Source organism: Methylobacterium variabile, assembly GCF_001043975.1.
Lineage (GTDB): Bacteria > Pseudomonadota > Alphaproteobacteria > Rhizobiales > Beijerinckiaceae > Methylobacterium > Methylobacterium variabile.
On record NZ_LABY01000097.1, the window covers coordinates 1 to 23,255 of the forward strand.

The window sequence follows — 23,255 nt, forward strand, 5'->3', positions numbered from 1 at the left end:
GTCGAAGGCCTTCGACGGCGGCACCAGCCCGAGCGCCACCGCGGCGACGAGCGAGAGCAGCGCCACGAGGTCGTAGGGCAGCCGGCCCCAGATGAAGAGCAGGACGGTGACCCCGATGAGGCCGAAGGCGAGGGCCTGGTCGAAGGTCATGCGCTGGCCCTCCGGGCGAGGGGGCAGGGGCGTGTCATGCCGGGAGGGTGATCCTGATGCGGGGTGCCGGGCCTCCCTAGATTGGGTGGCGGGCGGCCCTGCCCAGGGCATCGTCAGGAAGAGTTTGCGCGGCCGACGCCTTCCCGCCCTCTGCCGTGCCGGTTAGGCTCGGGAGCTGCCCGGAAGCGCCCCCACAGGAGAGCGCGTCATGACGGGTCCCGCCCACGGGCCCGGCCGGCTCACGGTCGCCGAGTTCGACCGCTTCGTCGACGCCCAGCGCGACGAGCGCGACTGGGAACTCGTCGACGGCGACATCGTCATGATGACGAACCCGACCGAGAACCACGAGCAGATCGCCGGCAATATCGGTGCGCCGCTGAAGCTCGCGATGGATGAGGCCGGCTGCCGCAGCTATCAGGGCGGCATGCGGGTGCAGCGGGACGACAATGGGCGCGGTCGCGACAAGCCCAAGCCCGACATCGTCGTGCGCTGCGGGCCGCGGCAGAACAGGACCTTCGTCACCGATCCCCTCGTGATCGTCGAGGTAGGGCCGGGTCTGCGACGTGCTCACGGCTCCGGACCACGTTCTGCGGCTCGAGGCCGTGGATTTCGCGATCGACCTCGACCGGGTTTACTTCGACGTGCCAGTCCTGCGCCCGATCGCCGGCGGCTGATCCGACGGAGCCTGCCGGCCCATCGCACGTTGGTGCGGGACCGTCTGCCCCGAGACGCCAGAACGAGCACCGCCGCGTGAGCTTCGCCTTTCTCACCCGCGCCTTCGGGCGCGTCGACCCGGCCGAGGAGGCCGAGGACGCGGTCGCCCCGGCCCGGACCTCGCGGCGCGACCGGCGGGCCGGGCGCGCCGACGCGGTGGTGACCGAGTGCTTAAGCCAGAAGGTGCTGCACGCCTTCCTGCAGAACCGCCACCAGACCCTGGTGCCGCTCACCCTGAACCTGCGCGTGCTGGAGCCGGCGCAGCGCGACCTCGTCATCCAGGCGATGGCGGCGGCCTTCCTGGCGCAGGGGCGCCGGCAGGACCCGGCCCCGGTCCGGGACGCGCTGACCCGGATCAGCGCCGCGGAGGCCGAGCGCCAGCGCCTCGACAAGGCGCTCGCCGCGCCGCTGGCGCTGGGCGACCTCCTCGACGCGATCCAGGACGCCGATCTCGGCGCCTACGCCTACGTCGCCTCGCTGCTCGCCGTCGACCAGCGCCGCCGGGTCAACCAGCTCTACCTCGCTTACCTCGCCGAGCGCCTCGGCCTGGCCGACGACGTGGTGTCCAGCCTGCACCGACGCTACAGAGTCTAGCTCCCGCGGCTCCGCGGCATCCGCGCGGGGCTTCTCCCACCGGCGGCCCGCCGCTACCCTCGCGAGACCGCCGCGCTCCGATCCGTTCTCGAGTTCCATGCCCCGCAGCCGCCCCGGCGCCCAGTCCCGCGACGAGCCGTCCCCGGTGGAGGGGCCGCTGCCGGCCGGGCCGGGGACGCGCGCCCGGCCGGTGCCGCCCTCGGCGGATGCCCGCCTGCTCGCGATCGCGGCCGATCACCTGCGCCGGCTCGGCCACCGGCAGGTCACCGTGGTCGGGGTCGCGGCCGAGGCGGGCATGACCCATGCCAACGTCTACCGCTACTTCCCGTCGAAGACGGCGCTGGTCGACGCCGTCGCCGGGCGCTGGCTGCGGGAGGTCGAGGCCGAGCTCGGCGCCATCGCTGACGCGCCGGACCCCGCCGACGACAAGCTCGAGCGCCTGCTCCTGGCGCTCGCCTCGATGCAGCGCGAGGTTCTGGCGCGCGATCCCCACCTGTTCGCGGTCCACCGCGACGCCACCGTCGAGTCCCGGCCGATCGCCCGGCGCCACCGCGGCCGCCTGCGCCAGCTGGTCGAGCGGGTGATCGAGGAGGGGACGAACGCCGGCACCTTCTCCCTGCGCGACCGCGAGCGCGGCCTCGCCTTCATCTTCGACACCAGCCACCGCTTCCTGCACCCGGTCTCGATCCAGCTCGATGCCGAGGTGCCCCGCGACCTGATCGAGGCCCGCCTCGGCGCGATCATCCGGGCGATGCTGCGGATCCTGCGCATCGGCACCCTGTAGCGCTACTGACAAACTGTCGGAATTGTAACGCTCGGCGCGGTAACTCTGTAAAATGCTGTAAATCAACGGGAAAAACGATCGGCTGACGCGCCGTGAGCGCGGCCGTGACGGCCCCCGCGCGTCCCGCGCCGGGCCCTCGGGTTGTCGGCACGGGCTTTTTTCGCCAAAGAGGCACCCGCCGGCGCGGGCTCCTCGCGAGCGGACCCCGGCCCCCGACGGTTCCACCACACCGCGAAGGATCGGTTCTCACATGGCACGCAAGAAGATCGCGCTCATCGGCGCTGGACAGATCGGCGGCACGCTCGCGCACCTCGCCGGCCTCAAGGAGCTGGGCGACGTCGTGCTGTTCGACATCGCCGACGGCGTGCCGCAGGGCAAGGGCCTCGACATCGCCGAATCCGCTCCGGTCGACGGCTTCGACGCCAAGTACAGCGGCGCCAGCGACTACAGCGCGATCGCAGGGGCCGACGTGGTGATCGTCACCGCCGGCGTGCCGCGCAAGCCCGGCATGAGCCGCGACGACCTGATCGGCATCAACCTGAAGGTGATGGAGGCGGTCGGCAACGGCATCAAGACCCATGCCCCGAACGCCTTCGTGATCTGCATCACCAACCCGCTCGACGCGATGGTGTGGGCGCTGCAGAAGTTCTCGGGCCTCGACCCGAAGAAGATCGTCGGCATGGCCGGCGTGCTCGACTCGGCCCGCTTCCGCCACTTCCTGGCCGAGGAGTTCCAGGTCTCGGTCGAGGACGTCACCGCCTTCGTGCTCGGCGGCCACGGCGACGACATGGTGCCGCTGGTGCGCTACTCGACGGTGGCCGGCGTGCCGCTGCCCGACCTCGTCAAGATGGGCTGGACCACCCAGGAGAAGCTCGACGCGATGGTCGAGCGGACCCGTAAAGGCGGCGGCGAGATCGTCAACCTGCTCAAGACCGGCTCGGCCTTCTACGCGCCGGCGGCCTCGGCCATCGCGATGGCGGAGAGCTACCTCAAGGACAAGAAGCGGGTCCTGCCCTGCGCGGCCCACCTCACCGGCCAGTACGGCGTCGACGGCCTGTTCATCGGCGTGCCGATCGTGATCGGCGAGAACGGCGTCGAGCGCATCGTCGAGGTCGAGTTCTCGGCCGACGAGAAGGCGATGTTCGAGAAGTCGGTCAATTCCGTGAAGGGCCTGGTCGAGGCCTGCAAGGGCATCAACGGCGCGCTGGCGTAGGGCCTGACCGGCGGCGCGGGGCTCTCCCCGCGCCGCCTTCGCACGCTCGCCCGGCCCGATAGAAGAAAGCTTTTCGCCCCATGAACATCCACGAGTATCAAGCCAAGGCCGTCCTCAAGGAGTTCGGCCTGCCGGTCTCGAACGGCCGCGCCATCTTCAAGGCCTCCGAGGCCGAGGCGGCCGCCAACGAGCTCGGCGGTCCGCTCTGGGTCGTGAAGTCCCAGATCCACGCCGGCGGGCGCGGCAAGGGCAAGTTCAAGGAGGCCGAGGCCGGCGAGAAGGGCGGCGTGCGCCTCGCCAATTCGGTCGAGGAGGTCAAGACCTTCTCCGAGCAGATGCTCGGCCGCACCCTCGTGACGGTGCAGACCGGCGAGGCCGGCAAGCAGGTCAACCGCCTCTACATCGAGGACGGCTCGGACATCGAGACCGAGTTCTACCTGTCGATGCTCGTCGACCGCGAGACCGGCAAGGTCGCCTTCGTGGTCTCGACCGAGGGCGGCATGGACATCGAGCAGGTCGCCCACGACACCCCTGAGAAGATCATCACCTTCTCGGTCGACCCGGCCACCGGCGTGATGCCGCACCACGGCCGCGCGGTCGCCAAGGCGCTCGGCCTCACCGGCCCGCTCGCCAAGGAGGCGGAGGACCTCACCACCAAGCTCTACCGGGCGTTCACCGCCAAGGACATGAGCATGCTGGAGATCAACCCGCTCATCGTCACCGAGGACGGGCACCTGAAGTGCCTGGACGCCAAGATCTCGTTCGACTCGAACAGCCTCTACCGCCACCCGGAGATCGTGCAGCTGCGCGACATCACCGAGGAGGACGAGAAGGAGATCGAGGCCTCGAAATACGACCTGGCCTACATCGCGCTCGACGGCACCATCGGCTGCATGGTGAACGGCGCCGGCCTCGCCATGGCGACGCTCGACATCATCAAGCTCTACGGCGAGGAGCCGGCGAACTTCCTCGACGTCGGCGGCGGCGCCTCGGAGGAGAAGGTCACCGCGGCCTTCAAGATCATCACCGCCGACCCGAACGTGAAGGGCATCCTCGTCAACATCTTCGGCGGCATCATGAAGTGCGACGTGATCGCCAACGGGGTGATCGCGGCCGTCAAGGCGGTGGGCCTGCAGGTCCCGCTGGTGGTGCGCCTCGAGGGCACCAACGTCGAGAAGGGCAAGGAGATCATCCGCTCGTCGGGCCTCAACGTGATCCCGGCCGACGACCTCGACGACGCCGCCCAGAAGATCGTCGCGGCGGTGCGCAAGGGCTGAGGAGGGCAGGGCGCCTCTCGAGGGTGCCCTTCTCGCGAGCGGAGCCCGGCCTGGCCGGGCTCTCCCTCGGCGCAGGTTTCTCAGGTGCGGTGCATCCCCAGAGGCTCGGTCCGCCTGAGCCGCACCGCCCATTCCCGAATGCAGATCTCCGGAGATCGCACGTGTCCATCCTCATCGACAAGAACACCAAGGTCATCTGCCAGGGCTTCACCGGCAAGAACGGGACCTTCCACTCCGAGCAGGCCATCGCCTACGGCACCAAGATGGTCGGCGGCACCTCGCCGGGGAAGGGCGGCGCGACCCATCTCGGCCTGCCGGTGTTCGACACCGTGAAGGAGGCGCGGGCCGCCACTGGCGCCGACGCCTCGGTGGTCTACGTGCCGCCGCCGGGCGCCGCCGACGCGATCTGCGAGGCGATCGACGCCGAGATCCCGCTGATCGTCTGCATCACGGAAGGGATTCCCGTCCTCGACATGGTGCGGGTGAAGCGCTCCCTCGAGGGCTCGAAGTCGCGCCTCATCGGCCCGAACTGCCCCGGCATCGTCACCGCCGGCGAGTCGAAGATCGGCATCATGCCGGCCAACATCTTCCGCCCGGGCTCGGTCGGCATCGTGTCGCGCTCCGGCACCCTGACCTACGAGGCGGTGTTCCAGACCACGAACGAGGGCCTGGGCCAGACCACCGCGGTCGGCATCGGCGGCGACCCGGTCAAGGGCACCGAGTTCATCGCCATGCTCGAGATGTTCTTAGGTGACGACAAGACCGAGTCGATCGTGATGATCGGCGAGATCGGCGGCTCGGCCGAGGAAGAGGCGGCGCAGTTCATCAAGGACGAGGCCAAGCGCGGCCGCAAGAAGCCGATGGTCGGGTTCATCGCCGGCCGCACGGCGCCCCCCGGCCGCCGCATGGGCCACGCCGGCGCGATCATCTCGGGCGGCAAGGGCGGTGCTGAGGACAAGATCGCCGCGATGGAGGAGGCGGGCATCCGCGTCTCGCCGTCGCCGGCCCGCCTCGGCAAGACCCTGGTCGAGGTCCTGAAGGGCTGAGCGGCCCCACTGGCCCGATGCCCTTCGCCTCGCGCATGGCAGGCGTGGCGTGCGGGACGCGAGTCCCGCACCCACATCGCAAGCCTTCGTCAATTCTCTTGAGTTCGTAACACATCCTCGCGCCCGGACGGGCGCCCCCACCGTCGAGCGACCGCCATCCTCCCGCCCCAACCCGGGCCGAGAAGCCGGCGCACCGATCGACCAGCGCGGATAGACAGATCGCCATGGCACGCCAGGACGCGAACGACGCCCTCCTCGGAACCTCGTTCCTCTACGGAGGCAACGCCGACTACATCGAGGAGCTCTACGCGACCTACACCCGGGACCCCAACGCGGTGGACCCCGAGTGGCGCAGCTTCTTCTCCAGCCTGAAGGAGGAGAGCGCGATCGTGGTCAAGAACGCGGAGGGCGCGTCCTGGGCCAAGCCCAACTGGCCGATCGCCGCCAACGGCGAGATCGTCTCGGCGCTCGACGGCAACTGGGCGACCCTCGAGAAGGCGGTCGGCGAGAAGATCAAGGCCAAGCAGGAGGCCAAGGGCCAGCCCGTCGCCCAGGCCGACGTGCAGCAGGCCACCAAGGACTCGGTCCGCGCGATCATGCTGATCCGCGCCTACCGCATGCGCGGCCACCTGCACGCCAAGCTCGATCCCCTCGGCCTGCAGCCCCGCAGCGACCACGAGGAGCTGCACCCGCAGCATTACGGCTTCGCCGAGTCCGACTGGGACCGCCCGATCTTCCTCGACAACGTGCTCGGCCTCGAGTTCGGCACCATCCGGGAGATCGTCGCGATCCTGGAGCGGACCTACTGCCAGACCCTCGGCGTGGAGTTCATGCACATCTCCGATCCTGAGGAGAAGGCCTGGATCCAGGAGCGCATCGAGGGCAAGGACAAGGAGATCTCGTTCACCGAGCAGGGCCGGCGGGCGATCCTCAACAAGCTAATCGAGGCCGAGGGCTTCGAGAAGTTCCTCGACCTCAAGTACACCGGCACCAAGCGCTTCGGCCTCGACGGCTCGGAGGCGATGGTCCCGGCGCTCGAGCAGATCATCAAGCGCGGCGGCGCGCTCGGCGTCACCGACATCGTGCTGGGCATGGCCCATCGCGGCCGCCTCAACGTGCTCGCCAACGTGATGTCGAAGCCGTTCCGGGCGATCTTCCACGAGTTCAAGGGCGGCTCGGCCTCGCCGGCGGAGGTCGAGGGCTCGGGCGACGTGAAGTACCACCTCGGCGCCTCGAGCGACCGGGTCTTCGACGGCAACACCGTCCACCTGTCGCTCACCGCCAACCCGTCGCACCTCGAGATCGTCGATCCGGTGGTGCTCGGCAAGGTGCGGGCGAAGCAGGACCAGACCGCCGACGAGCAGCGCACCAACGTGCTGCCGCTCCTGATCCACGGCGACGCCGCCTTCGCTGGCCAGGGCGTGGTGGCGGAGTGCCTCGGCCTGTCGGGCCTGAAGGGCCACCGCACCGGCGGCTCGATCCACTTCATCATCAACAACCAGATCGGCTTCACCACCGACCCGCGCTTCTCGCGCTCCTCGCCCTACCCGTCCGACGTGGCGAAGATGGTCGAGGCGCCGATCTTCCACTGCAACGGCGACGACCCCGAGGCCGTCACCTTCGCGGCCAAGATCGCCACGGAGTACCGGCAGAAGTTCCACAAGCCGGTGGTGATCGACATGCTCTGCTACCGCCGCTTCGGCCACAACGAGGGCGACGAGCCCGCGTTCACGCAGCCGAAGATGTACCAGATCATCCGCAAGCACCCCTCGACCCTCGAGACCTACGGCCAGAAGCTGATCGAGGGCGGCGTGGTGAGCCAGAAGGAGCTCGAGGACCGCAAGGCCGAGTTCCGGGCGACCCTCGACAGCGAGTTCGACATCGCCACGTCCTACAAGGCCAACAAGGCCGACTGGCTCGACGGCCGCTGGTCGGGCCTGAAGGCGGTGCGCGAGGACGAGGACGACCCGCGCCGCGGCCGCACCGGCGTCGCCGCCGACATCCTGCGGGAGATCGGGAAAGCCATCACCACGGTGCCGCAGGACTTCCACCTGCACCGCACCATCCGGCGCTTCCTCGACAACCGCGCCAAGGCGATCGAGACCGGCGAGGGCCTGGACTGGGCCACCGCCGAGGCGCTCGCCTTCGGCTCGCTCCTCACCGAAGGGCACCGGGTCCGCCTGTCGGGCCAGGACGTCGAGCGCGGCACCTTCTCGCAGCGCCACTCGGTGGTGATCGATCAGGAGAACGAGGAGCGCTACACGCCCCTCAACCACATCAAGGACGGCCAGAGCCGCTACGAGGTCATCAACTCGATGCTCTCGGAGGAGGCGGTGCTCGGCTTCGAGTACGGCTACTCGCTCGCCGAGCCGAACGCCCTTGTGCTGTGGGAGGCGCAGTTCGGCGACTTCGCCAACGGCGCGCAGGTGGTCGTCGACCAGTTCATCTCGTCCGGCGAGCGCAAGTGGCTGCGCATGTCCGGCCTGGTGATGCTGCTGCCGCACGGCTACGAGGGCCAGGGTCCCGAGCACTCCTCGGCCCGCCTCGAGCGCTACCTGCAGATGTGCGCCGAGGACAACATGCAGGTCGCCAACTGCACGACGCCCTCGAACTACTTCCACATCCTGCGCCGCCAGCTGAAGCGGGACTTCCGCAAGCCGCTGGTGCTGATGACCCCGAAGTCGCTGCTGCGCCACAAGCGGGCGGTCTCGTCGCTCGCCGACATCGCCGAGGGCTCGACCTTCCACCGCGTGCTGTGGGACGACGCCGAGAAGACCCAGGACGGCATCAAGCTCGCCAAGGACGACAAGGTCCGGCGTGTCGTGCTCTGCTCGGGCAAGGTCTACTACGACCTCTACGAGGAGCGCGAGAAGCGCGGCATCTCGGACGTGTACCTGCTGCGCGTCGAGCAGCTCTACCCGTTCCCGCTGAAGTCGCTCGCCGCCGAGATCTCGCGCTTCCGCAACGCCGAGGTGGTGTGGTGCCAGGAGGAGCCCAAGAACATGGGCTCGTGGGCCTTCGTCGAGCCCTACCTGGAGTGGGTCCTCAACCAGGCCGGCTCCGTCTCCAAGCGCCCGCGCTACGTCGGCCGCCCGGCCTCGGCCTCGACCGCCGTCGGCCTAATGTCGAAGCACCTCGACCAGCTCCAGGCCTTCCTCAACGAGGCCCTGGCGGTCTGAACCCTCGTCACCGGCGCCCCATGAGGGGCGCCGCCTGATCCCTTTCCGGGCGACAGTCACCGCCCCAACCCCGACGGAAGACATGGCCACCGAAATCCGCGTCCCGACGCTCGGCGAGTCCGTGAGCGAGGCCACGATCGGCCGCTGGTTCAAGAAGCCCGGCGACACCGTGAAGGCCGACGAGCCCCTGGTCGAGCTCGAGACCGACAAGGTCACCCTCGAGGTCAACGCCCCGGCCTCGGGCCAGCTCGGCGACATCGTCGCCAAGGACGGCGAGACGGTGGAGCCCGGCGCGCTCCTCGGCTCGATCGTCGAGGGCGGCGCTGCCGCCGGCAACGGCGCGGCTCCTAAGGCGGAGGCCCCCAAGGCTGAGGCCCCGAAGGCCGCCGCCGAGGCGCCCGCGAAGTCCTCCTCCGCCTCCTACGGCAGCCACGGCGACGCCGCCCCGAAGGGCCATTCGGCCGGCGACAACGGCCCGGCCGTCGCGCGCCTCGCCCAGGAATCCGGCGTCGACCCGTCGTCCCTGAAGGGCAGCGGCAAGGACGGCCGCGTGACCAAGGGCGACATGCTCTCGGCGATCTCCGCCGGCTCGGCCGCGCCCGCCCCGGCTCCCGCGCCGCAGGTCGCCCGCGCCCCGTCGGCGCCGGACGATGCCTCCCGCGAGGAGCGGGTGCGCATGACCAAGCTGCGCCAGACCATCGCCCGGCGCCTGAAGGACGCGCAGAACACCGCCGCCATGCTGACGACGTTCAACGACGTCGACATGAGCGCGGTGATGAGCCTGCGCCAGCAGTACAAGGACGTGTTCGAGAAGAAGCACGGCGCCAAGCTCGGCTTCATGGGCTTCTTCACCAAGGCGGTGATCGGCGCCCTGAAGGACGTGCCGGCGGTCAACGCCGAGATCGACGGCCAGGACATCGTCTACAAGAACTACTACCACGTCGGCATCGCCGTCGGCACCGACAAGGGCCTGGTCGTGCCGGTGGTGCGCGACGCCGACCAGCTGTCGATCGCCGGGATCGAGAAGGCCATCACCGGCTTCGGCCGCAAGGCCCGCGACGGCAAGCTGTCGATCGAGGAGATGCAGGGCGGCACCTTCACGATCACCAACGGCGGCATCTACGGCTCGCTGATGTCGACCCCGATCCTCAACGCGCCGCAATCGGGCATCCTCGGGATGCACCGCATCGAGGAGCGCCCGGTCGTGCGCGGCGGCAAGATCGAGGCGCGGCCGATGATGTACCTGGCCCTGTCCTACGATCACCGGATCGTCGACGGGAAGGAGGCCGTGACCTTCCTGGTGCGGGTCAAGGAGGCCCTGGAGGACCCGGCGCGCCTCGTGCTCGACCTCTAAGGCCAACCAACCAGCCCCTCCCCCGCCCGGGGGAGGGGCCGCTCGCATCGGGGAGCACGACGATGATGGACAAGGTCCTGGTGGTCACCGGCGGCAGCCGCGGCATCGGTCGGGCCGTTTCCTTGCGGGCGGCGCGGGCCGGCTGGCGGATCTGCTTCTCCTACGTCGCGGCCAAGGACGCCGCCGACGCCCTGGTGCGGGAGATCGAGGGCTTCGGCGGCACGGCGCTCGCGGTGAAGAGCGACGTCGCGGTCGAGGCCGACATCCCGGCCCTGTTCCAGGCGGCCGACGGCCTCGGTCGGCTCGGCGGCCTTATCAACAATGCCGGCGTCGTCGATTACGCCGCGCGGGTCGACGAGATGACCTTCGCCCGGCTCAACCGGATGATGACCACCAACGTCATCGGCTCGTTCCTGTGCGCCGGCGAGGCGGTGCGGCGGATGTCGACCCGCCACGGCGGGCAGGGCGGCGTCATCGTCAACCTGTCGTCGGTCGCCGCGCGTCTCGGCGCGCCGAACCAGTACGTCGACTACGCGGCGTCTAAGGGCGCCATCGACACCTTCACCACCGGGCTGGCCGGCGAGGTCGCCGCCGAAGGGATCCGGGTCAACGGCGTCGCGCCCGGCCTGATCGAGACCGAGATCCACGCCAGCGGCGGCCAGCCGGACCGGCTGGAGCGGCTCGGCCCCCTGGTGCCGATGAAGCGCGCCGGCACCGCCGACGAGGTCGCGGCCGCGGTGGTCTGGCTCCTGTCGGACGAGGCCTCCTACGCCACCGGCGCGACCCTGACGATCTCGGGCGGCCGCTAGCCGCCCTCACCCCATCACCCAATCGCGGCGGCGGCGGCCTCGACGCCCGCCGCTCCCAACCTCGCGAGTCCTGAATGTCCTCCTACGATCTCGTCGTCATCGGCACCGGCCCCGGCGGTTACGTCTGCGCCCTGCGCGCCGCTCAGCTCGGCCTGAAGACCGCCGTGGTCGAGAAGCGCCCGACCCATGGCGGCACCTGCCTCAACGTTGGCTGCATCCCCTCGAAGGCCCTGCTGCACGCCTCGGAGGCGTTCGAGGAGGCGACGAAGCACTTGCCCGTCCTCGGCATCACCGTCGGCGAGCCGAAGCTCGACCTGGCGAAGATGATGTCGTTCAAGCAGGAGGGCGTCGACGGCAACACCAAGGGCGTCGCGTTCCTGCTCAAGAAGAACGGCGTCGAGACGTTCCAGGGCACCGGGCGGCTGGCCGGCGCCGGACGGGTCGAGGTGCTGTCGGAGGACGGCGGCAACCAGATCCTCGAGGCCAAGAACGTCGTGATCGCGACGGGCTCGGACGTCGCCAACCTGCCGGGCGTCACGATCGACGAGGAGGTGGTGGTCTCCTCCACGGGCGCCCTCGAGCTGCCGAAGGTCCCGGGCAAGCTCGTCGTCATCGGCGCCGGCGTGATCGGCCTCGAGCTCGGCTCGGTCTGGCGGCGGCTCGGCGCCGAGGTGACGGTGGTCGAGTACCTCGACCGCATCCTGCCGGGCATGGACGGCGAGGTCGGCAAGCAGTTCCAGCGCATCCTCTCGAAGCAAGGCATCCAGTTCCGCCTGTCGCAGAAGGTCACGGGTGTCGAGCGCACCGGTGACGGCGCCAAGGTCACGGTCGAGCCGGCCTCGGGCGGCGCGGCGGAGACCCTCGAGGCCGACGTGGTTCTCGTCGCGATCGGCCGCGTGCCCTACACCGCGGGCCTCGGCCTCGAGACGGTCGGCGTCCAGCTCGACAACAAGGGCCGGATCCAGACCGACGACCGCTACGCCACCAACGTCACAGGCATCTACGCCATCGGCGACGTGATCGCCGGCCCGATGCTCGCCCACAAGGCCGAGGACGAGGGCGTCGCCGTGGCGGAGATCCTGGCCGGCAAGGCCGGTCACGTGAACTACGGCGTGATCCCGAACGTAGTCTACACCACGCCGGAGGTCGCCTCGGTCGGCAAGTCCGAGGAGGAGCTGAAGAAGGACGGGATCGCCTACAACGTCGGCAAGTTCCCGTTCACCGCCAACGGCCGCGCCAAGGTCAACCACACCACCGACGGCTTCGTGAAGGTGCTGGCCGACGCCGCGACCGACCGGGTGCTCGGCGTCCACATCGTCGGGCCCGACGCCGGCAACCTCATCATGGAGGTCGCGGTGGCGATGGAGTTCGGCGCCTCCTCGGAGGACATCGCCCGCACCTGCCACGCCCACCCGACCCTGACCGAGGCGGTCAAGGAGGCGGCGCTGGCGGTCGAGAAGCGCGCGCTGCACATGTGACGGCGATCCCGGGCCCGGAGGCATTGCGGCGATGAAGATCCTCCTCACGCACACTCCCCGGGCCCGGGAGCAGTATTACGGCCCCGAGGCCCTGGCCGCCCTCGCGGCGGCCGCCGAGACCCGCCTGCACGAGGGCGAGGCGCCCCTCGGGCCCGATGCCCTGGTGGCGGCCGCCGCGGATGTCGACCTGATCGTCGCCGACCGGGCGACCGCCGTGCCGGCGGCCGTGTTCGGGCGCCTGCCGGCCCTGCGGGCGGTGCTCCGCGTCGCCGTCGACATCAGCACCATCGACGTCGCGGCGGCGAGCGCCGCCGGCGTGCTGGTGACCCGGGCCCGGCCCGGCTTCGTCGCCGCGGTGAGCGAGCTCGCCCTCGGGATGATGATCGACCTGTCCCGGGGCATCTCCCGCTCCGTCCTGGCCTACCGGGCCGGGGACGCGCCCGAGATCCGCATGGGGCGCCAGCTCGCCGGCAGCACCGCCGGGATCATCGGCTACGGCGTCATCGGCCGGCGCCTCGCCGCGATCCTCGCCGGGCTCGGCATGGAGGTGCTGGTGAGCGACCCCCACGCCGCCGTGACCGAGGCGGGCCTCGTCCAGGTCGGGCTGCCCGAGCTGCTCGCCCGGGCCGACTACGTGGTCTGCCTGGCGGTCGCCAGCCCCGAGACCCGCGACCTCATCGACGCCGCCGCCCTGGCACGGTGCAAGCCCGGCGCGTTCCTCCTCAACCTGTCCCGCGGCAGCCTCGTCGACGAGGACGCGGTGGCGGCGGCCCTGCGGGAGGGGCGCCTCGCCGGCGCCGCCCTCGATGTCGGCCGGGCGCCCGACGAGATGCCGAGCGCGAGCCTCGCCGCCCTGCCGCAGGTGGTGGCGACGCCGCATGTCGGCGGCCTCACCCCGCAGGCCATCGCCGCCCAGGCCCTCGAGACCGTCGCCCAGGTCCGGGCCATCCTCGCCGGCCGGGTGCCGGAGGGGGCGGTGAACGCGGAGAGCTGGACGCGGCGGCCGGGCTGACCGACAAGCTGGCGCACGGGCCGAAAGACGAGGCGGGAGGACTGGCGGCGATGAGTGGTGCGGCAACGGGCGAGGATGCGGTGTCCCCGGCGGTCGTGGTGGTGATGGGCGTGTCGGGCTCCGGCAAGACCACGGTGGCGAGCCTGCTCGCCGGCCGGCTCGGCTGGGAGTTCGAGGACGGCGACGATTTCCACCCGCCCGCCAACGTCGAGAAGATGCAGGCCGGAACGCCGCTCTCCGACGAGGACCGCTGGCCCTGGCTCGCCGCCATCGCGGACTGGATCGACCGGGTCCGGGCGGAGGGCCGGCACGGGGTCGTGACCTGCTCCGCCCTCAAGCGGGCCTACCGCGACGTCCTGATCGGCGGCCGGCCGGACGTGCGCCTCGTCTACCTCAAGGGCGACCGCGAGCTGATCGGCCGGCGCATGGCCGCCCGCCACGGCCACTTCATGCCGACGAGCCTGCTCGACAGCCAGTTCCGCACCCTGCAGGAGCCGGAGCCCGACGAGAATCCCCTCGTCGTCTCCGTCGGCGGCACCCCGCAGGCGATCGTGGCCGAGATCAGCGAGATCCTGACCGGGCGAGCGGCGCACGGCGCCTGACGCCGCCTGCGCCTGGCTCGCGCCGGCGGCCGTTGCGTCACTCCGCCCTTCGCCTGGTTTTTGACAGTTCGCGGTCCCCGTGCCATCGCCAGGGCATGCTGGACGCCTTCCATGCCCGGTAAGCCGCTGCCCACGAAAGAGACCCTTTTTCCCGGCGGCGGCGAGATGGGCGCGCGCCTGCGCGCCCGCGACTGGGCGGCGACGTCCCTCGGGCCGGTCGCGGGCTGGCCGCAATCCCTCGCCACGGCGGTGCGGATCATGCTCGGCTCGCGCTTCGCCATGTGGATGGCGTGGGGGCCGGAGCTCACCTTCTTCTGCAACGACGCCTACCGGCCGACCCTGGGCGTGAAGGAGGCCTGGGCCCTCGGCTCGCGCTCGGACGTGGTCTGGGCCGAGATCTGGCCCGACATCGGCCCGCGCATCGCCCAGGTGCTGAGCACCGGCCATGCGACCTGGGACGAGGGGCTGCTGCTGTTCCTCGAGCGGCGCGGCTTCGCCGAGGAGACCTACCACACCTTCTCCTACAGCCCTCTCGCGGACGATGCGGGCACCGTCACCGGGATGCTCTGCGTGGTCTCGGAGGAGACCGAGCGGGTCATCGGCGAGCGGCGCCTGCGCTGCCTGCGCGACCTCGGCTCCGGGATGGCGGCGATCCGCACGGAGGCGGAGGTCGGCGACGTCGTGGCCGGCTGCCTCGGGGAGGGAACCCGGGACCTGCCGGTGGCGCTCGCCTACCTGGCCGGCGACGAGCCGGCGCTGCTCGCCCGGGCGGGGATCGGGCCGGAGCATCCGGCCGCCGCGCGGGCAGGGGAGGCCGCAGCCGCGGCGATGGACCTCCTCGACCGCGCCGGCCAAGAGCTGGTGCCGGTGGCCGCCCTCGGACCGCTCTTCTCCGACCTGCCGGCCGGCCCCTGGGACCGGCCCCCCACCCACGTCCTGGTGCTGCCGATCGCCCAGCAGGGCCAGAGCCGGCCCGCCGGGGTGTTCGTCGCCGGCCTCAACCCCTACCGGCCCCTCGACGAGGAGTACCGGGGCTTCGTCGAGCTGTTCGTCGGCCAGATCGCCACGGGCTTGGCCAACGCCAACGCCTACGAGGCCGAGCGGCGCCGGGCCGAGGCCTTCGCCGAGCTCGACCGGCAGAAGACCGTGTTCTTCTCCAACGTCAGCCACGAGTTCCGCACGCCGCTGACCCTGATGCTCGGCCCGATGACGGAGGTGCTGGAATCCTCGCCCGCCACGGTCGACCCCGACACCCGCCGCCTGGTGGAGCTCGCCCACCGCAACGGCCTGCGGCTGCTCAAGCTGGTCAACGCCCTCCTCGACTTCTCGCGCCTCGAGGCCGGCCGGGCCCAGGCCGCCTTCGAGCCCCTCGACCTCGCCCGGTTCACGGCGGAGCTGGCCTCGAGCTTCCGCTCGGCCACCGACAAGGCCGGCCTCACCCTCGACGTCGACTGCCCGCCCCTGCCGGGGCCGCCCGCGGCCGAGCCGGCCTTCGTCGACCCGGAGATGTGGGAGAAGATCGTCCTCAACCTCGTCTCCAACGCCTTCAAGTTCACGCTCCAGGGCGGGATCGCCGTGCGCCTGCGGGCGGAGGGAGGCCGCGCGGTGCTCACGGTCGCGGATACCGGCCTCGGCATCCCGGAGGCCGAGCTGCCGCGGCTGTTCGAGCGCTTCCACCGGGTCGAGGGCGCGCAGGGACGCAGCTTCGAGGGATCGGGCATCGGGCTTGCCCTGGTGCAGGAGCTGGCCCGGCTCCACGGTGGCGAGGTCGGGGTCGAGAGCCGCCTCGGCGAAGGCAGCCGCTTCACCGTGAGCCTGCCGCTGGGCAGCGCCCACCTGCCGCAGGACCGCATCCGCGCCGCCCGCACCGGGATCTCCACCGCCACCCGCTCCCACGTCTTCGTCGAGGAGGCGACGCGCTGGCTCGACGACGAGGCCTCGAGCCAGCCCGACTTCGCCGAGGCGCCGGGCCTCGGCACCCCGCCCGGCCTCACCGGCCGGGTGCTGCTGGTCGACGACAACACCGACATGCGCGCCTACGTGCGGCGCCTGCTCGGCGACAGCGGCCACGTCGTCGAGGCGGTGGGCGACGGCCACGCGGCGCTGGCGGCCGCCCGCCGTCACACCCCGGACCTCGTCCTCACCGACGTCATGATGCCGGGCCTCGACGGGTTCGGGCTGCTCGCCGCCCTGAGGGCCGATCCGTCCCTGCGCGGCATTCCGGTCATCCTGCTCTCGGCCCGGGCCGGCGAGGAGGCCCGCATCGAGGGCCTGGCCGCCGGGGCGGACGACTACCTGATCAAGCCGTTCTCGGCCCGCGAGCTCCTGGCCCGGGTCGAGACCAACCTGCGCCTCGCCCGGGTCCGGCGCGAAGCCGCCGACGCCCTGCGGCAGGTCAACGAGACCCTGGAGGTCCAGGTCGCCGCCCGCACCCGCGAGCGCGACCGGATGTGGCGCCTGTCGAAGGACGTGATGATCATCGCGCGCTTCGACGGCACCGTCACGGCCCTCAACCCGGCCTGGACCGCCGTGCTGGGCTGGAACACCGAGGACCTCGTCGGCCGCTCCTTCTTCGACCTCGTCCACCCGGACGACCGGGAGCGCACCGTCGCGGAGACGCGGCGGGTCGGGCAGGGCCAGGCCACCCTGCTGTTCGAGAACCGCTACCAGCACGCCGACGGCACCTACCGCGTCCTGTCCTGGACGGCGGTGCCGGGCGAGGAGCACCTGCACGCGGTCGGGCGCGACGTCACCGAGCAGCGCGAGCTGGAGGAGGCCTTCCGCCAATCGCAGAAGATGGAGGCGGTGGGCCAGCTCACCGGCGGCATCGCCCACGACTTCAACAACCTGCTCACCGGCATCGTCGGCTCCCTCGACCTCCTGTCGACCCGGCTGGCGCAGGGCCGGACCGACGTCGCCGAGCGCTACATCACCGCGGCCCTGACCTCGGCCCAGCGCGCGGCGGCGCTGACCCACCGGCTCCTCGCCTTCGCCCGGCGCCAGCCCCTCGACCCGCGCCCCGTGGACGCCAACGCGCTCGTGGCCTCGCTCGAGGATCTCGTCCGCCGCACGCTGGGCGAGACCATCACCCTGGAGACGCGCCTCACCGATGGCCTGTGGCCGACGCTCTGCGACGCCAACCAGCTCGAGAACGCGATCCTCAACCTCGCGATCAACGCCCGCGACGCGATGCCGGAAGGCGGGCGGCTCACCATCGAGACCCGCAACGTCGAGCTCGACGCGGTGTTCGCGGCGGCTCACGGCGACGTCGCGCCGGGCCCCTACATCCGGCTCGCCGTCACCGACACCGGCACCGGCATGCCCCCGGCGGTGATCGCCCGCGCCTTCGACCCGTTCTTCACGACGAAGCCCCTGGGCCAGGGCACGGGCCTCGGCCTGTCGATGATCTACGGCTTCGCCCGCCAGTCCGACGGCCATGCGGTCATCACCTCGGAGCCCGGCCGCGGCACCACCGTGTCGCTCTACCTGCCGCGCCACGCCGGCCCCCTCGCCGAGGAGGCCCCGGCGCCGGCCACGGACGCACCTCCCGCCGCCGGCAGCGGCGAGACCGTGCTGGTGGTGGAGGACGAGCCGGCGGTGCGCGGACTCATCGTCGACGTGCTGCGCGACCTCGGCTACCGGGCCCTCGAGGCCGCGGACGGCCCGGCCGGCCTCGCCGCGCTGCGCTCGGCCCGGCGCATCGACCTGCTCGTGACCGATGTCGGCCTGCCGGGCCTCAACGGCCGCCAGCTCGCCGACCAGGCCCGCTTGGTGCGACCCAACCTGAAGGTGCTGTTCATGACCGGCTACGCCGAGAACGCCGCCATGGCGGGCTTCCTCGCGCCTGGCATGCAGATGATCACCAAGCCCTTCCCCGTCGACCTGCTGGCGCGGCGCATCCGGGCGATGATCGAGGGGTGATCGCCGTCCCAACGGTTGACCGGCGGAACTCCCCTTTCCCGGACGACTGGAGCGTCAGCGGAAGGAGATCCGGGACCCAGCATGAAAAGTCGCGAAGCGCCTCTATGTCTGTAACGGTGCAGCAGGCAGAGCCGCTTCGCGGCACGCCTCCCCTGGATCCCGGATCTCCTTCACTTCGTTTTCAGTCGTCCGGGAAAGGGTGAGTGTCGCGAGCGAATTGTCGAGCCGCTCGGCACCAGCTTGGGACCACCGGCATGCGCCGGCCCGGCACGTTCCCACGCCCATGCACCGGACGCTCCCTCAGCCATGCGACCGCCCGCGAGGCCCGGCCCCGGGGTGGACCTCCGCCCCGAACCCCTGTAACAGCTCGCTCCTCCACGAAAAGACCGTAGGGATTCCCCGCGCGCCGCGAGCGCCCGCCGCCGATGCGGCCGGCCCTCTACCCGAGGCCATGCGCCTCCGGAGCCGATCCGATCCCCGCGCGTCGCCTGATACCCGGGATCGATCTCACGTGCCTTTTCCTGCCCTGCCCGCCCCCCTCGCCAAGGCCCTCGCCGACCGCGGCTACGAAGACCCGACGCCGGTCCAGGCCGCCGTCCTCGAGCCCGAGACCGAGGGGCGCGACCTCGTCGTCTCGGCCCAGACCGGCTCCGGCAAGACCGTCGCCTACGGCCTGGCGCTCGCCCGTACCCTGCTCGGTGATGCCGAGACCCTGGGCGCCCCGGGCGCGCCGCTCGCGCTCGTGATCGCGCCGACCCGCGAGCTGGCGCTCCAGGTCCACCGCGAATTGTCCTGGCTCTACGGCCCGGCCGGGGCCCGCGTCGTCTCCTGCGTCGGCGGCATGGACCCGCGGCGCGAGAGCCGCTGGCTCGCCGACGGTGCCCACATCGTGGTCGGCACCCCGGGCCGCCTGCGCGACCACCTCGAGCGGCGCAACCTCGACCCGACGGCGTTGCGCGCCGCGGTGCTCGACGAGGCCGACGAGATGCTCGACCTCGGCTTTCGCGAGGACCTCGAGTTCATCCTCGGCACCACCCCGGCCGAGCGGCGCACGCTGCTGTTCTCCGCCACCCTGCCGAAGGGCATCGTGGCGCTCGCCGAGGCCTACCAGCGCGACGCGATGCGCATCGCGGTCGCCGGCGAGACCAAGGGCCACGCCGACATCGAGTACCGCGCCTTCCGCATCCTGCCGCGGGAGACCGAGCTCGTGGTGGTCAACACCCTGCGCCAGGTCGAGGCGCGCACCGCCATCGTGTTCTGCAACACCCGCAACGCCGTGCGCCACCTCCAGGCGGTGCTGACGGAGCGCGGCTTCCAGGCGGTGGCGCTCTCGGGCGAGCTCGGCCAGGGCGAGCGCAACGCCGCCCTCCAGGCCCTGCGCGACGGCCGCGCCCGCGTCTGTGTCGCCACCGACGTCGCCGCCCGCGGCATCGACCTGCCGGGTCTGGGCCTCGTCATCCACGCCGAGCTGCCCCACGATTCGGAAGTGATGCAGCACCGCTCCGGCCGCACCGGCCGGGCCGGGCGCAAGGGCATCAGCGTGCTGCTGGTGCCGCCGTCGCGCCGCCGCCGGGCCGAGGAACTGATGGTGCGGGCCAACGTCGTGCCGGTCTGGTCCGGTCCGCCGCCAGCCGACGAGATCCGCGCCCTCGACCAGGAGCGCCTGCTGCAGGATCCCCTGGTCACCGACGAGGTGAGCGAGGAGGACCGGGCGATGGCCCAGTCGCTGCTCGCCCAGCGCTCGCCCGAGGACCTCGCCGCCGCCCTGGTGCGCGCCTACCGCGCCCGCCTGCCCTCGCCCGAGGAGGTCACCGATCCGGGCTTCGCCACCGGCCGCGGCGCCGCGCCCCGGCGCGAGACCCCGGCGCGGGACGGCCCGCGGGCGCCGTTCGGCCCGAGCGTGTGGTTCCGCCTCAATGTCGGCCGGCGCGACAACGCCGACCCGCGCCGGCTGCTGCCGATGCTGTGCCGCCGCGGCGACGTGACCCGCGAGGAGATCGGCGCGATCCGCATCTTCGACCGCGAGACGAAGTTCGAGGTCCGGGGCGGGGCCGCCGAGCGCTTCGCCCACAGCTTCCCCCGCACCGGCCCCGCCGACCTCCAGGTCGAGGCCCTGGCCGGCGAGGCCGACGTGCCCCGCCCGCGCCAGCCCCGGCGCAACGCCCGGCGGGGGTGACGGCCCATTCCCGGACCGGCCTCCAGCCGGTAACAGGGGCCTCGCACGAAGCGAGGCCCCGATGAGCGACACCGTCGAGATCCGTCACCGCGACACCACCGCCCGCATCGCGCTCGCCGGGGCTGAGCCGGTCTCCTGGCGGGTGGGCGGCACGGAGTACCTGTGGTCGGGCGACCCGGCGCACTGGAACCGGCACGCCCCCTGGCTCTTCCCGGTCGTCGGTGCCTCGGCGGGCGGCGCCGTCACCGTGGCGGGCCGCGCCTACCCCATGGCCCAGCACGGCTTCGCCCGGGACAGCCGCTTCACGGTCGTCGCCCAGGCCGAGGACGGCGTCACCTTGCGCCTCACCGACACGCCGGAGACCCGCCAGGCCTACCCGTTCGGGTTCCGGCTCGACATCGCCGCCACGGTGCGGGACGGGGCGCTGGCCTTCGCCTGCGAGGTCCACAATCCCGGCCCGGAGCCGCTGCCCTACGGGCTCGGCTTCCACCCGGCCTTCCCCTGGCCGTTCGCCGACGGCGTCCGGGCGGCCGGGGGCGGCTATGCGGTGCGCTTTGACGAGCCGGAGCGGCCGGCGGTTCCGGAGGTCGGGGCCGGCGGCCTCCTGGTGCGGACGGAGCGGCCGCTGCCGCTCGAGGGCGACACCCTGCCCCTCGACCCGGACCTGTTCACCGAGGCCCTGGTGTTCCTGAACGCGCGCAGCCGGACCATGCGCTTCACCGCGCCGTCGGGCGCCGCCATCGCCCTCGAGACGGAGGATTTTCCCCACCTCGCGGTCTGGACCCGGCCGACCGCGCCGTTCCTGTCGCTCGAGTGCTGGACCGGCCACGCCGACTGGGCGGGTTTCTCCGGCGAGCTGGCGGAGCGCGACTCGCAGCGCCTGCTGGCGCCGGGGGCGAGCGCCCGGCACGGCGTGACCCTGCGCTTCACGCCGGCCTGACGGCGGCGGGATTCCCGCGTCCGCTCCGGCATAAACCCGCCGTCAACCGGGCCCGGCCTCTACTCGCCGGCCGACCCCCGCCCGCGACCGGATCTCAGCGATGCCCGACGCCACCCCCGCCGACCTGCTGCCCGGCGCTCCCGACGTGCGGGCCGCTGCGGCCGCCTGGCTCGAGGGGCTCGCGGCCGAGCGGCGCCTGTCGCCCAACACCGTCGAGGCCTACCGGCGCGACCTGCGCCAGTTCCTCGCCCACTGTGCCCGGCACGGCGCGAATCCCGACATCCCGGCCCTGATCCGGCTCAAGCCCCGCGACCTGCGCGCCTTCATGGCGGCGCGGCGCCAGGAGGGCGTCGGCGGGCGCAGCCTGATGCGGGCCCTGGCCGGCCTGCGCTCCTTCGCCCGCCACCTCGACCGGGAGGGGCACGGCAGCGTCGCGGCCCTCTCGGCGGTGCGCTCGCCCAAGGTCGAGCGGCGCCTGCCGCGGCCCCTGCCCATCGCCGCGGCGGTCGCGATGGCGAGCCCCGACATCCGGGCCGGCGACGAGCGCCCGCCCTGGGTGCTGGCCCGGGACGCCGCGGTGCTGGCCCTGCTCTACGGCTCGGGCCTGCGCATCTCCGAAGCCCTCGGCCTGCGGCGGCGTGACGCGCCGGTCGACGGGACCGACACGGTGACGGTGGTCGGCAAGGGGCAGAAGACCCGCAGCGTGCCGGTGATCGCGCCGGTCCAGGCCGCGGTGGCGGAGTATCTCGGCCTCTGCCCCTACGCCCTGCCGCCGGAGGGACCGCTCTTCGTCGGCGCCAAGGGCGGTCCGCTCTCGCCGCGCATCGTGCAGCTCGCCGTCGCCTCGATGCGCGGGGCCCTGGGGCTGCCCGAGAGCGCGACGCCGCACGCCCTGCGCCACTCCTTCGCCACCCACCTGCTCGCCCGCCAGGGCGACCTGCGGGCGATCCAGGAACTCCTGGGTCACGCCTCCCTGGCGACCACGCAGGTCTACACCAAGGTCGATGCCGCGCGCCTGCTCGACGCGTTCGACGCCGCTCATCCGCGGGCGCGGGCTTCGTAAGCTGGTGCTAAGCTTTGCTCGTTAGGACTTTACCCCCAGGTAGCCCGTCCCTCAGCCGGGCTGTTCCTCAAGATGACCTGTCAGGCGGACGACGGACGATGCCGGTGAGCGACAGTGATGCCCGCCCGAGCGGACCGGACTCGGCCCTCGTCGCCGACCAGGATCCCGAGCTGCGCCGGCGCCTCGCGGCGCTGATCCGGACCCACGAGCCGTCCCTGCAGATCATCGAGGCGGCGACGAGCCGCGAGACCTGCGAGGCCTGCCTCGTCCACCGGCCGGTCCTGGCCTTCGTGGGCCTGCAGTTCGAGGATGCGAGCGGACCCGAGGCCGTCGCCCGGTTCAAGGCCCAGGGCTTCTCCGTGCCCTGCCTGATCCTGATCGCCGCGCAGATCTTCCCGCGCTGGACCGAGGTGTCGCAGCACCTCGACGCCCACGAGTTCCTGCGCCTGCCCCTCGACGAGGCCCACGTCGCCGGGCTCCTGCAGGCCCATGCCCGGCGCCGGCGGCAGACCCGCCTGCTCCTCGTCGACAGCGCCCCGCAGAGCCGGACCCTGGTGCGGCGCATCCTGGGCAGCTGCGGCTTCTCCCTCGCGGTCGAGGAGACGGAGAGCGGCCCCCACGCCCTGAAGCTGACCCGGCTCGCGGCCTACGACGTCGCCCTGATCGACCTCGGCTTGCGCGGCGGCGGGGGCGGGCTTGAGCTCGCCTGCCAGATCCGCGAGGCGGCGCCCGGGACGCCCCTCGTGCTGATGACCGGGGGCGACGCCGCTACCATGGCCCACGCGTCGCGCCATTTCGGCATCGACTACGTGCTGCGGAAACCCTTCTTCGCCCGCGACGTCGACCGCGTGCTCTACCACGTCCTCGGCCTGCGCCGGCCCTACCTGATCAACGCCACCACCGAGGCCCTGCCGGCCCAGGCCGCCTCGCGCTCGGCCTGACG

The 23,255-nt window shown here is 72.0% G+C and carries 17 protein-coding genes; all 17 read left to right on the forward strand.

Annotated elements, in window-relative coordinates; genetic code table 11:
- The first annotated feature begins 358 nt into the window (after positions 1–358).
- On the forward strand, positions 359–904 hold the full coding sequence (locus tag VQ02_RS35675) for a Uma2 family endonuclease (RefSeq protein WP_245239738.1): 546 nt from the start codon (positions 359–361) through the stop codon (positions 902–904).
- Entirely contained in the window at positions 901–1,458 is a 558-nt protein-coding gene (locus VQ02_RS14945; protein ID WP_048444995.1) for a DUF533 domain-containing protein, read from the forward strand. The genes VQ02_RS35675 and VQ02_RS14945 overlap by 4 nt, the downstream gene beginning before the upstream one ends.
- Positions 1,459–1,555: 97 nt before the next feature.
- On the forward strand, positions 1,556–2,242 hold the full coding sequence (locus tag VQ02_RS14950; protein WP_083469220.1) for a TetR/AcrR family transcriptional regulator: 687 nt from the start codon (positions 1,556–1,558) through the stop codon (positions 2,240–2,242).
- 250 nt (positions 2,243–2,492) lie between these two features.
- Positions 2,493–3,455 carry a malate dehydrogenase gene (gene mdh, locus VQ02_RS14955; RefSeq protein ID WP_048444996.1) on the forward strand — a complete coding sequence of 321 codons (963 nt, stop codon included), beginning with the start codon at positions 2,493–2,495 and terminating at the stop codon, positions 3,453–3,455.
- Positions 3,456–3,535: 80 nt separating this feature from the next.
- On the forward strand, positions 3,536–4,732 hold the full coding sequence (sucC, locus tag VQ02_RS14960) for an ADP-forming succinate--CoA ligase subunit beta (RefSeq protein WP_048444997.1): 1,197 nt from the start codon (positions 3,536–3,538) through the stop codon (positions 4,730–4,732).
- Between the two features lie 161 nt (positions 4,733–4,893).
- Positions 4,894–5,778 (forward strand): succinate--CoA ligase subunit alpha, encoded by an 885-nt coding sequence (gene sucD / locus VQ02_RS14965; RefSeq protein WP_048444998.1) that lies wholly within the window; start codon positions 4,894–4,896, stop codon positions 5,776–5,778.
- A 224-nt stretch (positions 5,779–6,002) separates the two neighbouring features.
- Entirely contained in the window at positions 6,003–8,957 is a 2,955-nt protein-coding gene (locus VQ02_RS14970) for a 2-oxoglutarate dehydrogenase E1 component (RefSeq protein WP_048444999.1), read from the forward strand.
- A gap of 82 nt (positions 8,958–9,039) precedes the next feature.
- The gene (gene odhB / locus VQ02_RS14975; RefSeq protein WP_048445000.1) at positions 9,040–10,311 is read left to right on the forward strand and encodes a 2-oxoglutarate dehydrogenase complex dihydrolipoyllysine-residue succinyltransferase; all 1,272 of its coding nucleotides are present in this window, start codon (positions 9,040–9,042) and stop codon (positions 10,309–10,311) included.
- Positions 10,312–10,376: 65 nt separating this feature from the next.
- Positions 10,377–11,120 carry an SDR family oxidoreductase gene (locus VQ02_RS14980; protein WP_048445031.1) on the forward strand — a complete coding sequence of 248 codons (744 nt, stop codon included), beginning with the start codon at positions 10,377–10,379 and terminating at the stop codon, positions 11,118–11,120.
- A gap of 74 nt (positions 11,121–11,194) precedes the next feature.
- Positions 11,195–12,598 carry a dihydrolipoyl dehydrogenase gene (gene lpdA / locus VQ02_RS14985; RefSeq protein WP_048445001.1) on the forward strand — a complete coding sequence of 468 codons (1,404 nt, stop codon included), beginning with the start codon at positions 11,195–11,197 and terminating at the stop codon, positions 12,596–12,598.
- A 31-nt stretch (positions 12,599–12,629) separates the two neighbouring features.
- On the forward strand, positions 12,630–13,610 hold the full coding sequence (locus tag VQ02_RS14990) for an NAD(P)-dependent oxidoreductase (RefSeq protein WP_048445002.1): 981 nt from the start codon (positions 12,630–12,632) through the stop codon (positions 13,608–13,610).
- A 50-nt stretch (positions 13,611–13,660) separates the two neighbouring features.
- Positions 13,661–14,212, forward strand: a complete 552-nt coding sequence (locus tag VQ02_RS14995) for a gluconokinase (RefSeq protein ID WP_048445003.1) — start codon at positions 13,661–13,663, stop codon at positions 14,210–14,212.
- 111 nt (positions 14,213–14,323) lie between these two features.
- Positions 14,324–18,133, forward strand: a complete 3,810-nt coding sequence (locus VQ02_RS15000; protein ID WP_048445004.1) for an ATP-binding protein — start codon at positions 14,324–14,326, stop codon at positions 18,131–18,133.
- A gap of 511 nt (positions 18,134–18,644) precedes the next feature.
- Entirely contained in the window at positions 18,645–20,309 is a 1,665-nt protein-coding gene (locus tag VQ02_RS15005) for a DEAD/DEAH box helicase (protein WP_048445005.1), read from the forward strand.
- 61 nt (positions 20,310–20,370) lie between these two features.
- The gene (locus VQ02_RS15010; RefSeq protein WP_048445006.1) at positions 20,371–21,249 is read left to right on the forward strand and encodes an aldose 1-epimerase family protein; all 879 of its coding nucleotides are present in this window, start codon (positions 20,371–20,373) and stop codon (positions 21,247–21,249) included.
- A gap of 100 nt (positions 21,250–21,349) precedes the next feature.
- Entirely contained in the window at positions 21,350–22,312 is a 963-nt protein-coding gene (locus VQ02_RS15015; RefSeq protein WP_048445007.1) for a tyrosine recombinase XerC, read from the forward strand.
- Between the two features lie 104 nt (positions 22,313–22,416).
- On the forward strand, positions 22,417–23,253 hold the full coding sequence (locus tag VQ02_RS15020; RefSeq protein WP_167350747.1) for a response regulator: 837 nt from the start codon (positions 22,417–22,419) through the stop codon (positions 23,251–23,253).
- The last annotated feature ends 2 nt before the right edge of the window (positions 23,254–23,255 follow it).